This is a genomic window from Neisseria sp. HMSC070F02 (assembly GCF_001814225.1).
Lineage (GTDB): Bacteria > Pseudomonadota > Gammaproteobacteria > Burkholderiales > Neisseriaceae > Neisseria > Neisseria meningitidis.
Genome location: NZ_KV815380.1, coordinates 1 through 12,344, shown reverse-complemented (window position 1 = coordinate 12,344; position 12,344 = coordinate 1). Strand labels below are relative to the sequence as shown.

The window sequence follows — 12,344 nt, the reverse complement described above, 5'->3', positions numbered from 1 at the left end:
CCTGCGCGGGAATGACGATTGATACGTTTCGATAATTTATTGAAGATGGCTGAAATCCAAAGTTACAGAAATTTATAAACAAAAAACAGCAACCCGCCGCCGTCATTCCCGCGAAAGCGGGAATCCAGTCCCTTGACCTTAAGATAATCTTTAATTCGTCATTCCCGCAAAAGCGGGAATCCGGAAGCGAAAAGCCGCAGGAATTTGTCGGAAAAAACAGAAACCTTTCCGTACACCCGAAATGTTTCAGACGGGGCATCTTGGGGCGGATAAAAAACCGATCCGATATTTTTTTATAGTTTTCAATAAGTTTCCATTGAGCAAATGAAATTTTATTTTTCAACTGACAGAAAGAGGATGTTATGAAGTTTTTAGACCGTGAGGCAAGCATTGCCAAGCCGGGTTTCAACCGTTGGCTCGTACCGCCCGCAGCATTGGCGGTACACCTTGCCATCGGGCAGATTTACGCCTATTCCGTATTCAACGCGCCACTGACCAAACTTATCGGCATAACCGAATCGGCGGCCGGAGATTGGAAGCTGACGACCGTAGGTTGGATTTTCAGTATCGCACTCGCGATGCTGGGCGCGTCGGCCGCCCTGTTCGGCACATGGATGGAACGGGTAGGGCCGCGCAAAGCCATATTTGCCGCCGCCTGCTGTTTCAGCCTGGGCTTCTTCGTATCCGCATTCGGCGTGAGTACGCACAACCTCTTCCTGCTTTATTTGGGCAACGGCGTCATCGGTGGCGTAGGCTTAGGCTTAGGCTACATCGGGCCGGTTTCCACACTGATGAAATGGTTTCCCGACAAGCCGGGTATGGCGACCGGTTTGGCGATTATGGGTTTCGGCGGCGGCGCAATGCTGGCCTCTCCGCTTTCCGTATCACTGATGAACGCCTTTTCAAACGCCGCTTCAGTCGGGGTTGTTGAAACCTTCGCCGTATTGGGCCTGCTTTACCTCGCACTGATGATGTTCGGCGCGTTTACCATCCGCGTACCTGCCGACGGCTGGAAACCTGAAGGCTATACCGCGCCGAAAACGCAAAACAAGCTGGTCAGCAGCAATCATGTCAACGTGTCACAAGCCATGAAAACGCCGCAATTTTGGCTGTTGTTCTGGGTATTGTGCCTGAACGTAACCGCCGGCATTGGCGTATTGGGTCAGGCATCCGTGATGATTCAGGAACTCTTTTCCGAAACCTCCGTAGGCAGGCAGGCGTCAGTCGGCGCAGGTGCGGCGGCAGGCTTCGTCAGCCTCCTGAGCCTGTTTAACATGGGCGGACGCTTTTTATGGTCGAGCGTTTCCGACAAAATCGGACGCAAAAACACCTACACCATTTTCTTCGTACTCGGTTCGCTGCTGTATTTCGCCGTTCCCTCCATCGGCGAGGGCGGCAGCAAAGCCCTGTTCATCATCGGCTTTTGCGTGATTATTTCCATGTACGGCGGCGGATTTGCCGCCATTCCCGCCTACCTGAAAGACCTGTTCGGCACCTATCAGGTCGGCGCGATTCACGGGCGCATCCTGCTGGCCTGGTCAACCGCCGCCGTCATCGGCCCGGTACTGGTCAATTACATACGCCAAAGCCAAATCGACAGCGGCATACCGGCGGCACAGGCATACAGCGTAACCATGTACATCATGGCGTGCCTGCTGATTATCGGTTTGTTGTGCAACCTCGCCGTCAAATCCGTACACGAAAAACACCACGAAAAAGACATCAAAACCGCCGCACACAGCGGCAACCCCGATGACGAAACCGCCATATCCGACGCTTACCTTGTGGGCGAAAAAGTTTCCGGCGGCGGCATATCGGTCTGGTGGCGTTGGGCATTGGCCGTCATACCGCTCGCCTACGGCGTGGTGATGATCTTTGTCAAAGCACTCGACCTTTTCTCCTGAAAACGCCCGAACAAAATGCCGTCTGAAACAGTAGATGTTTCAGACGGCATTTTTGTGTTTTGGCGGGTTTAGGCTTTTTTGCGGCGGCGTTCGCCCGGCAGCAGCATGTCCGCCCATTTGATGATGTTGGCGACTTCGGCGGGGTTGAGTTCGTAGAACTGCCCGCGTTTGAGGCGGTTGGGCAGTCCGATGGGACCGAAGCCGACGCGCACGAGGCGGCTGACGGTGAGTCCTTGGCTTTCAAAAATGCGGCGCACTTCGCGGTTGCGGCCTTCTTTAATCACGACGTTGTACCATTTGTTCGCGCCTTCGCCGCCTTGTTCGCGGATGCGTTCGACTTTTGCCAAGCCGTCTTCGAGCATCACGCCTTCTTCGGTGAGGACGCGCATTTGTTCGCCGGTCAGCCCGCCCAGTACGCGCACGGCGTATTCGCGTTCGACTTCGAAGCTGGGGTGGGCGAAACGTTGGACGAGTTCGCCGGAGGTGGTGAGAATCAGAAGTCCGCTGGTGTTGATGTCCAAGCGTCCGATGGCGACCCAGCGGCTGCTGGCGGCCTGCGGCAGGCGGTCGAATATGCTGACGCGGCCTTGCGGGTCGTCGCGGGAAACGATTTCGCCTTCTTGTTTGTAATATAGGATGATGCGCGGCAGGCGGTCGGCCCATTTGAGTTTGATGATGCTGCCTTTGACGGTAACGTGGTCGTCGGGGGTGACTTTGTCGCCCAGTTGCGCGGTTTTGCCGTTGACCGTTACCCAGCCGTTGTTGATCCATTCTTCCATTTCGCGGCGCGAGCCGACGCCGGACGCGGCAAGCACTTTTTGCAGGCGTTCGGGTTCCATGCGCGATAGGTCGCTGCGGCGTTCTTTTAAATCGCGCGCGTGTTCCATAATTTTTTGGTTGGGATTGCGGACGACGAGTTTTTTGGCTTTGGCGGCGCGCTGTTTGGGGAGGTTTTGAGGTTTGATGCCGTCTGAAGCTTTTTGTCCGTAAGGTTGGGATGCGGTTTTGCCCGTTTCGTCTTTGGGACGGGCTTTGCTTTTGAAAGGTTTGGCGGTTTTCTTGGCAGACGGGGCTACGCCGTCGCGCCATTGGCGTTTGCTGGTGGGCTGTTTGGACATCATTTTTCCTAACTCGCCTGATAAGGCGGTTCTTCTGCGGCGTGTGCGGCAGGACGGGTTGATAAAATGCCGCCCTCGGTCGGACGGTTCGATATTGTACCTTATGCGGCGGTTTTGCGGATGAAATCGTTGTGTCCTGAGGTTTGGAGAAGCGAGGCAAAGTTTGTGCAACGGTTGAAATCGGTTTGCGTGCGGGGGTAGAATCTTTCAAATGACAAGAGGAGCGGTAAATGGATTTGCACAATATTCGGGAAGATTACAGTAAACGGGAATTGTCGGAAGGCGATTGCGCCGACAATCCGATCGAGCAGTTCGAGCGGTGGTTGGACGAGGCGGTACGCGCACAGGTCAACGAGCCGACGGCGGTTAATGTGGCGGCGGTCGACGGACGCGGCAGACCCAACAGCCGTATGGTGCTGCTGAAGGAAGTTAATTCTGAAGGTTTTGTTTTCTTTACGAATTATCACAGCCGTAAGGGACGTTCGCTGGATGCTCATCCATTTGCGGCGATGACGTTTTTTTGGCCGGAGCTGGAGCGTCAGGTGCGCGTGGAAGGGCGTGTTGAAAGGCTGTCGGAGAAGTTGTCGGACGAATATTTTGAGAGCCGCCCGTATCAGAGCCGTTTGGGTGCGTGGGCAAGCGCGCAGAGCGAGGTGATTCCGAACAAGGCGGTATTGGTGGCAAAGGCGGCGGCGGTCGGACTCAAACATCCTCTGCATGTGCCGCGTCCGCCGCATTGGGGCGGCTATATTGTGATTCCCGATTTGCTTGAGTTCTGGCAGGGCAGGCCGAGCAGGCTGCACGACCGCATCCAATACCGTTTGCTGGATGGTGGCTGGATACGCGAGCGGCTGTCGCCTTGAACAGGAAAAAACATATGCCGTCTGAAAGCCGGAATTGGGTTTCAGACGGCATTTTTTATGGGGAAAATACGGACGGGAAGTTTTTTGTGTTCCGAACGGAAAGCCTGAATCTTTTTTATACCGGGGAATTATGATGCGGACGGCGTGAATGCGTCGGAGAAAAACAAGTTTTCCGGCAGCTTATGCTGTTGCACAAACAGATTTTTTGCTTGTTCGGTCATGGCCGGAGAGCCGCAGGCAAATACTTCGTATTCCGACAGGTCGGGGTGGTCTTGTGCCGCGATGTCTTGTACGTGCCCTTTTCTTCCCTGCCAGCCCTCTCCGGGGCGGGACAATACGGGGGTGAAGCAGGCGTTTTTCAGACGGCATGCCAACCCTTGTGCTTCTTCGAGGGCATACAAATCATCTTGATGACGCGCGCCCCAGTAGAAATGGACGGCGCGGCCGCTGTCTTGGCGGATAAGGTCGAGCAGGATGCTGCGGATGGGGGCGTAGCCTGTGCCGGTTGCCAGCAGGATGACGGGTTTGCCGCTGTCTTCCTGCAGGGTAAACGAACCGAGCGGGCCTTTAACGCGGACGATGCCTTTTTCTTTGACTTTGGGTTCGCTGCCGAAAATCATTTCCGAGCAGACACCGTTTTCGCGCCTGCGGATGTGTAGTTCCAAAATGCCTTCTTGGTCGGGCGAATTGGCGATGGAGTAGCTGCGGCTGACGTTGCCCGGCAGCAGTAAATCGATGTATTGCCCAGCATAGAAGGCAAACGGCGGGGCTTTGGGCAGGGCAAGTTTCAAGAGGGCGACATCGTGTTTGAAAACCATACTTTCGATGCGTGCGGGCAGGGTGCGGACGGGTAGGGCATCGGCTTTGTAGCCGGGGATGTTGAGGCTGATGTCGCTTTGCGCAGTGGTGCAGCACATCAAAATCTTGCCTTGCGCTTTTTCTGCTTCGGATAAAGCCTGTTCCGAGTGTCCGCCTATTTGAATATCGCCGCTGACCAGTTCGGCTTTGCATTGCCCGCAGACACCGCTTTTGCAGGAATGGGGCAGATTGAGGTTTTGACGGGCGGCAGCGGCCAAAACGGTTTCACCGTCGCCGGCGGCAAAGGTGGTTTGGTCGGGCAGGGTAACGGTGTGGTTCATGGAATATTGTTTTTTATGCTGTTTTAATGTGGACAGACTGTGAAAACGCCGTCTGAACGTCGGATCTGGGTTTCAGACGGCATCTTGCTTATCAGGCAAGTTTGGCTTTAATCAGTTCTTGAACTTGCGCGGGGTTGGCTTTGCCTTTGCTGGCTTTCATCACTTGTCCCACAATCGCATTCAGGGCTTTTTCGTTGCCGGATTTAAACTGTTCCACGGCTTTGGCGTTGTTTGCTAGCACTTCGTCCACCATCGCTTCAACCGCGCCGGTATCGGTCATCTGTTGCAAACCGTGTTTTTCGATGATTTCGGCAATGGTGGCTTCGGGTTCTGCCCACATGGCTTCAAAGGCTTTTTTCGCCAGTTTGCCGCTTAATGTGCCGTCGGCGATTTTGCCTACCAGCGCGGCGAGGCGCGGGGCGGTAATCGGGCTGTCGGCAAGTTCCAGGCCGGCTTTGTTCAGCGTGGCGGCGAGTTCGCCGTTCATCCAGTTGGCAGTCGGCTTGCCTTGTCCGCTCTCTTTGGCGGCTTCTTCAAAATAGGCGGCCTGTGCGCGGCTTGCGGTGAGCAGGCGCGCGTCGTATTCGGACACGCCGTAATCCGCCACGAAACGCGCTGCCATTTCTTTCGGCAGCTCGGGCATTTCTGCTTTGGCTTTTTGCATTTGGGCGTCTGAAATGATGACGGGCAGCAAATCAGGGTCGGGGAAGTAGCGGTAGTCGTGCGCGTCTTCTTTCAAGCGCATCACGCGGGTTTCACCTTTTTCAGGGTCGAACAGCATGGTTGCCTGCTGTACTTTGCCGCCGTCTTCCAAAATCTCGATTTGCGCTTCCACTTCGTAATTAATTGCCTGCTCCAAAAAGCGGAAGGAATTGAGGTTTTTAATCTCGCGGCGCGTGCCGAACTCTGCTTGACCTTTCGGACGCACGGATACGTTTGCGTCGACGCGGAATGAACCTTCCGCCATATTGCCGTCGCAAATGTCCAGCCAGGTTACTAAGCTGTGTAAGGCTTTGGCGTAGGCAACGGCTTCGGCGGCGGAGCGCATTTCGGGTTCGGACACCACTTCCAATAAAGGCGTGCCGGCGCGGTTCAGGTCGATACCGGTCGCGCCGTTCAAGCCTTCATGTACGGACTTGCCCGCGTCTTCTTCCATATGGGCGCGGGTTACGTTGATGGTTTTCACATCGTCGCCGACTACGATTTCCAATTTGCCGTGTTCGACAATCGGTAAGTCCAACTGGCTGATTTGATAGCCTTTTGGTAAGTCGGGATAGAAGTAGTTTTTACGGTCGAACACGTTTTTCCGGTTGATTTTCGCATCCAAAGCCAAGCCTAATTTGATGGCTTTTTCAACGACTTCACGGTTCATTACCGGCAGTACGCCCGGCAAAGCACATTCCACCACGCCGGCGTGCGCGTTGGGTTCTGCGCCGAATGCGGTCGATGCGCCGCTGAAGATTTTGGATTTGGTGTTCAATTGGACGTGGATTTCCAAGCCGATTACGGTTTCCCAGGTCATAAGAGCTTCTTTCTCTAAAATATCAATTCGATAGTCTTCGCGTCAGGCTGTCCGGCGGAGCGGTTTTTCCGTTTGGATGCCGTCTGAAATGCCGCGTGCTTCTGTTTTCAGACCGTCCTTCATCTCTGCAACCATGTTGTCCAGCATTTCATAACGCTTGCGGTACATCGAGCGTTTTTTGCTTTCGATGTCGGCAAGGTCTTTGCGGGCGGGGGTTTGGGGGAGATGCCAGTAGCCGTCCCGTTCCAAACTTGCGCCGTATTCCTGCCAGAATGCGTCGTAATTCATTTTGACACGCTTTTTAAGTTTCCAGCGCAGTTTGACCTGATGTTTTTGTGCAATGCCCATTGCGCCGTCCAAGCCGAGTACGGCGGCGAAATATTGCAGGGCGGTTACCATCAGTTGTTGGGGACGCAAGCCGTGAAGTTGTTTGGTTATGCGGCGGACAGTGTCTTTGGCTTCTTCACCCGCAGGCCCTTGTACGGAGGCTGTCAGCAGGTGTGTGCCGACAAAGGCGAAAGTCGCCATATACAGCCGGTTGCCTGCTTCGTCGCGCAAAGATAAAGACCACGCGCCTTCTTCGACGCAGTTGTCGTTGCGGTTGAGCCACAAGCTGATGCCGTCTGAAAGGTGCGCCAAGACCAAATGGAAGCGGTAGTCTTCCATTTGGTGCAGGATGTCTGTGCCGAACAGTTTTTCCGCCATGAGAAAATCTGCCGTCATCGCATCTAAACGGCGTTTGCAGTTAAAACGCCTGTCAACAAATTCGCGCAGCAGCGGATAGGCATTTTGCGGGCAGTGGAGGAACAGCCCCTGACGGATAGGGGAGGCGTTGACAAACTGCTCGAAGGCGTAAATTTCTTTTTTTCCGAAAAATTTTCGCAATGTGTATTTTAAATGTTGCAGCCGATATAAAGGCGCATAGCTGTAAACGGTGCGAAAATCGGGGAAGGTAAAGGTGCGGTTCTGCTTCATTCGGGTCGTTTGCCGTGCCAATCGCTGTTGAGTTGGATTTGATGCGCCGCACCGAGGATTTTGGCTTCGGCGAAGTAGTTGCCGACAAGCTGAACGCCGACGGGCAGTCCGCCGCCGCTGAAGCCTGCGGGCAGGGTCAATGCGGGCAGTCCGGCGAGGTTGACGGCGATGGTGTAGATATCGCTCAAGTAGGTTTCAACCGGCGAAGCATCCGCTCCGATTTTTGGGGCTGCAGTGGGTGCGGTCGGCGCGAGGATGAGGTCGCACCGTGCAAATGCCGTCTGAAAATCATCGGCAACGAGGCGGCGCAGTTTTTGGGCTTTGAGATAGTAGGCATCGTAGTAGCCGTGCGACAGTACATAAGTGCCGATCATGATGCGGCGTTTGACTTCGCTGCCGAAACCTTCGGCGCGGGTTTTGCCGTACATTTCTTCCAAATCGGCGAATTGGGCGGCACGGTGTCCGTAACGTACGCCGTCGTAACGTGAAAGGTTGGTGCTGGCTTCTGCGGAGGCGAGGACGTAGTAGGCGGGGATGGACAGCTTGGTTTGCGGCAGGGAAACTTCAATCAATTCCGCGCCTTGGGCTTTCAGCAAATCAATGGTGTTTTGCAATGCCGTCAGAACATCGGCGCTGTTGCCTTCGCCGAAATATTCTTTGGGCAGGCCGATTTTCAAACCTTTGAGCGGTTGGTTCAAATCGCGGGTGTAGTCTTCTTTTTCGCGCTCGAGGCTGGTGGAGTCTTTGGGGTCGAAACCTGCCATCGCGTTTAACAGAATCGCGCAGTCTTCGGCAGTTTGCGCCATCGGGCCGGTTTGATCGAAGCTGGAGGCGTAGGCGACCATACCGAAGCGGGAAACCGTGCCGTATGTGGGTTTGATGCCGGTAATGCCGCAGTGCGATGCGGGTTGGCGGATAGAGCCGCCGGTGTCCGAACCGAGCGCGGCAGGGGCGAGGCGCGCGGCAACGACGGCGGCGGAACCGCCTGACGAACCGCCGGGGACGTGCTCAAGATTCCATGGGTTTTTGGCTGCACCGTAGAATGAGTTTTCATTGGTCGAACCCATAGCGAACTCATCCATATTGGTGCGGCCGAGCGTTACCATACCTTCGTCGAGCAGGTTTTGGACGACGGTGGCGGTGTAGGGGGAGATGAAGTTGTCGAGCATTTTGGAAGCGCACGCGCTGCGCCAGCCGGTTTGGCAGAAAATATCCTTGTAGGCGACGGGTACGCCGGTAAGCGCGGAGGCGTTGCCCTGCGCGATACGTTCGTCGGCGGCACGGGCTTCTGCAAGGGTTTTATCTTGGTCGATGGTGATATAGCCGTTGAGGGCGGGATTTTTTTCGGCGATGGCGGCAAGGTATGCGCTTGCCAGTTCGACGGCGGAAATCTGTTTGGACTGCAACAGGACGCTTGCCTGTTTCAATGTGTATTGGGTCATAAATCTTCCATCCTTAAAGGGCTTCGGGCGGTATTGCTGATGCCGTCTGAAGCATATTCGGATTATTCTTCGATAACTTGCGGTACGATGTACAGACGGTTGCGTACTTCCGGAGCACCCGCCTGATATTCGGCGGCGCGGTCGGTTTCGGTTACTTCGTCTTCGCGCAGGCGCAGGGCGGCCTCGTGCGGGTGCGCCATCGGTTCGATGCCGTCTGTGTTAATGGTTTGCATCTGTTCGACCATAGTGAAAATGTCGTTTAATTCTTGAAGCGATTTTTCTTTTTCTGCCGCAGTCAGGTGCAGTCGGGAGAGTCGGGCGATTTTGTCTACGTCGGCAAGTGTCAGTGCCATGAAAAGCATCCTTGTCTGATGGTAAAGATACCGTCGTTCGGGTATGATGGGGCGTATTGCTTGAATTTTTAATTATAACGGAAAAATCCGTTGCGGCGGCAATTTGCAGCATCGGATGCCTGCCGCACGGGTTTGAAGGAGGGGGAAATAATGGGATTGGGCATGGAAATCGGCAAGCTGATTGTGGCTTTTTTGGTGCTGATCAATCCGTTTAGCGCGTTGTCGCTTTACCTTGACCTGACCAACGGGCACAGCACGAAGGAGCGCAGGAAGGTCGCGCGGACGGCCGCCGTTGCCGTGTTTGCCGTGATTGCGGTATTTGCGCTGATCGGCGGTACGCTGCTGAAGGTTTTGGGCATCAGCGTCGGTTCGTTTCAGGTCGGCGGCGGAATTTTGGTGTTGCTGATTGCCATTTCTATGATGAACGGCAACGACAATCCCGCCAAGCAGAATCTCGGCGCGCAGCCGGAAACGGGGCAGGCGCGCCCCGCCCGCAATGCCGGAGCGATTGCCGTCGTGCCCATCGCCATACCGATCACCATCGGCCCGGGCGGTATTTCGACCGTGATTATTTACGCTTCGGCGGCTAAAACATACGGCGACATCGCGTTGATTATCGCGGCCGGTTTGGTGGTCAGTGCGATTTGTTATGCCATTTTAATCGTTGCCGGGAAGGTCAGCCGCCTGCTGGGCGCGACGGGGCTGACGATTTTAAACCGCATTATGGGTATGATGCTGGCGGCGGTATCGGTGGAGATTATTGTGTCGGGACTGAAAACGATATTCCCGCAACTGGCAGGTTGATTCGATGTTTCACAGTGTCAATGTATTTACGGGCGAAACGCTTTACCGCCGTCCAGCTCAAGATTATGCGGAGTTTGAACGGCGGCTGGCGGATTTGAAAATGCGCGGCGGGGCGTTCGCGCAACTGGGCGTAACCGAACGTGCCGCGCGCCTGCAAAAATTTGCCGACCGTTTGGAGGCGGAGAAAGAGCGTTTTGCGGAAATGGTGTGTGAGGAAGTCGGACGCTGCTTGCACGAATGCCGTGCGGAAATCGGCAAGTCTATCGAACTGATACGCTATTACGCCCGCCTTGCCCCCGAACTGCTTGCCCACAAAACCATCGCGACGCAGGCGAGTTTGAGTCAGGTGCGCTTCGAGCCTTTGGGCGTGGTGTTTGCCGTCATGCCTTGGAACTATCCCGTCTGGCAGGTATTGCGTTTCGCCGTTCCCGCTATGTGCGCGGGCAACGCGTGCGCCGTCAAACCCGCGCCCAGCGTGGCACGCGTCAGTCAGGCACTGTTCGATTTGGCTTCAGACGGCATTCCTCTGGCAGGCGTGTGGCTGGATGAGGCGGGCACGCTCAAGGCGGTTGAAGATACCGATGCGATGGCGTTTACCGGCTCGACGCATACGGGGCGCATCCTTGCGGCACATGCGGGCGCAAACCTCAAGAAAACCGTCTTGGAACTCGGCGGCAGCAACGCCTTTATCGTGATGCCCGATGCCGATTTGGAACGCGCCGCCGCAGAAGCCTGTTATTCCCGTTTCCGCGATGCGGGGCAATCGTGCAACGCCGCCAAACGCATCATCGTAACCGAAGCCGCAGCCGATCGTTTTATCACGCTGTTTCTTGCCGAATGCGCCAAATTGAAAATGGGCGACCCCAAACATCCCGATACTACGCTTGCACCGCTGCACCGCGAAGATTTGCGGGACAGGGTTCACGGGCAGGTTGAAGATGCCGTTTCAAACGGCGCGGTATGCCTGACCGGCGGAAAAATCCCACAAGGGCGAGGCTGGTTTTATCCCGCGACGGTTTTAGACAGGGTAAATCCTGCCTGCCGCGTCTGGAGAGAAGAAGTATTCGGGCCGGCCGCCCTGATTTTGCGCGCCGAAAACGAAGAACATGCCATCGCCCTTGCCAATGATTCCCCGTTCGGGCTAGGTGCCTGCATTTATACCGCCGATACCGAACGCGCTTGGCGGTTTGCCGAAAAAATACAGGCGGGATCGGTGTTTATCAACCGCCATACCAGCAGCGATTTGCGCCTGCCTTTCGGCGGAGTCAAAGATTCCGGTTACGGGCGCGAATTGTCCGAATTCGGGCTGTACGAGTTCGTCAACGTCAAAACCTACTGGCAGAAATAAACAAACCCCGTGCCGTTTCAGACGGCATGGGGTTTGCGCTAGAGCCGATTAACGGCAGTATTTGTTTACGGCGTTATTGTATTTCCGAATCAAATCATCCTTGTTTTTTGCATTTGAATTTCCCACCGCTTTCAGGTTCATTTTTGAAATCCGGCAGTTTTCTTCTTTGTTCTGCCGTTCGGTTTCGGCAATTCTTTTCTTTTCTTCCTCAAGCTGCCGGTTTTTCTCGGCAGTGTCGGGATTGTTTTCCTGTGCCGCGCCGTCTGTGCGCTTCCCTGCGTCGGCTTGGGCGGGTTTGACCGCCGGTTTGGTTTGGCGCGTCCGCAGGTTGAGGATTTGGCTCTGGTCGGGATGAAGCTGTTTCGGCACATCCGAATAGCTGTTGCCGCCGCCGTCCTTCCAAGTAAAGACGGCGGCTTCGGCGGGCGGGACGGGCAGGAAAGAGGCGAGGGTAAATGTGATGACGGATAAAGCAAAGTTCATTAGGGTTTCCTTGATGGTTGGCTGCCGGGGCAGCATCAGGATTGGCTTGGGCGGTGTCTTTTCCGGGTTCGGTTCAAAGTGGGGAAGAAACTCCGCCTTAATATGGTGCTTTATATATTGGGGTAAAACAGATTCCCAAAAATATAGTGGATTAACAAAAATCAGGACAAGGCGACGAAGCCGCAGAAAGTACAGATGGTACGGAACCGACTCACTTGGTGCTTCAGCACCTTAGAGAATCGTTCTCTTTGAGCTAAGGCGAGGCAACGCCGTACTGATTTTTGTTAATCCACTATAATTTATTGAAGATGGCTGAAATTCAAAGTTACAGAAATTTATAAACAAAAAACAGCAACCCGCCGCCGTCATTCCCGCGAAAGCGGGAATCCAGTC

At 54.9% G+C, this 12,344-nt stretch carries 11 protein-coding genes; 4 read left to right on the top strand and 7 right to left on the bottom strand.

Features of this window, described 5'->3' with window-relative positions; translation table 11 throughout:
* The first annotated feature begins 362 nt into the window (after window positions 1-362).
* On the top strand, window positions 363-1,904 hold the full coding sequence (locus HMPREF2959_RS03115) for an L-lactate MFS transporter (RefSeq protein ID WP_002235890.1): 1,542 nt from the start codon (window positions 363-365) through the stop codon (window positions 1,902-1,904).
* 68 nt (window positions 1,905-1,972) lie between these two features.
* Here the strand turns inward: HMPREF2959_RS03115 and HMPREF2959_RS03110 are convergent, their stop codons facing one another.
* Window positions 1,973-3,022, bottom strand: a complete 1,050-nt coding sequence (locus tag HMPREF2959_RS03110; protein ID WP_002243601.1) for a pseudouridine synthase — start codon at window positions 3,020-3,022, stop codon at window positions 1,973-1,975.
* Between the two features lie 230 nt (window positions 3,023-3,252).
* On the opposite strand from HMPREF2959_RS03110, the gene pdxH reads away from it, so the two are divergent.
* Window positions 3,253-3,885 carry a pyridoxamine 5'-phosphate oxidase gene (gene pdxH, locus HMPREF2959_RS03105; RefSeq protein WP_002213231.1) on the top strand — a complete coding sequence of 211 codons (633 nt, stop codon included), beginning with the start codon at window positions 3,253-3,255 and terminating at the stop codon, window positions 3,883-3,885.
* Window positions 3,886-4,013: 128 nt separating this feature from the next.
* Here the strand turns inward: pdxH and HMPREF2959_RS03100 are convergent, their stop codons facing one another.
* From HMPREF2959_RS03100 to gatC, 5 genes are all read right to left on the bottom strand, one after another.
* Complete coding sequence (locus HMPREF2959_RS03100) at window positions 4,014-5,024, bottom strand: 2Fe-2S iron-sulfur cluster-binding protein (protein ID WP_002220837.1); 1,011 nt, start codon at window positions 5,022-5,024, stop codon at window positions 4,014-4,016.
* 91 nt (window positions 5,025-5,115) lie between these two features.
* Window positions 5,116-6,546 (bottom strand): Asp-tRNA(Asn)/Glu-tRNA(Gln) amidotransferase subunit GatB, encoded by a 1,431-nt coding sequence (gene gatB / locus HMPREF2959_RS03095; RefSeq protein ID WP_002243600.1) that lies wholly within the window; start codon window positions 6,544-6,546, stop codon window positions 5,116-5,118.
* A gap of 42 nt (window positions 6,547-6,588) precedes the next feature.
* The gene (locus HMPREF2959_RS03090; protein ID WP_002226294.1) at window positions 6,589-7,521 is read right to left on the bottom strand and encodes a VirK/YbjX family protein; all 933 of its coding nucleotides are present in this window, start codon (window positions 7,519-7,521) and stop codon (window positions 6,589-6,591) included.
* Window positions 7,518-8,963, bottom strand: a complete 1,446-nt coding sequence (gene gatA / locus HMPREF2959_RS03085) for an Asp-tRNA(Asn)/Glu-tRNA(Gln) amidotransferase subunit GatA (protein WP_002225150.1) — start codon at window positions 8,961-8,963, stop codon at window positions 7,518-7,520. The genes HMPREF2959_RS03090 and gatA overlap by 4 nt, the downstream gene beginning before the upstream one ends.
* 62 nt (window positions 8,964-9,025) lie before the next feature.
* A complete protein-coding gene (gene gatC / locus HMPREF2959_RS03080; RefSeq protein WP_002243599.1) occupies window positions 9,026-9,316 on the bottom strand; it encodes an Asp-tRNA(Asn)/Glu-tRNA(Gln) amidotransferase subunit GatC in 291 nt (96 codons plus the stop codon).
* A 150-nt stretch (window positions 9,317-9,466) separates the two neighbouring features.
* On the opposite strand from gatC, the gene HMPREF2959_RS03075 reads away from it, so the two are divergent.
* A complete protein-coding gene (locus HMPREF2959_RS03075) occupies window positions 9,467-10,120 on the top strand; it encodes a MarC family protein (protein ID WP_002222344.1) in 654 nt (217 codons plus the stop codon).
* A gap of 4 nt (window positions 10,121-10,124) precedes the next feature.
* On the top strand, window positions 10,125-11,468 hold the full coding sequence (locus HMPREF2959_RS03070) for an aldehyde dehydrogenase family protein (protein ID WP_002222345.1): 1,344 nt from the start codon (window positions 10,125-10,127) through the stop codon (window positions 11,466-11,468).
* 48 nt (window positions 11,469-11,516) lie between these two features.
* On the opposite strand, the gene HMPREF2959_RS03065 is transcribed toward HMPREF2959_RS03070, so the two are convergent.
* Window positions 11,517-11,951, bottom strand: coding sequence for a DUF4124 domain-containing protein (locus HMPREF2959_RS03065; RefSeq protein ID WP_002220842.1), 435 nt, complete (start codon window positions 11,949-11,951; stop codon window positions 11,517-11,519).
* Window positions 11,952-12,344 lie beyond the last annotated feature (393 nt).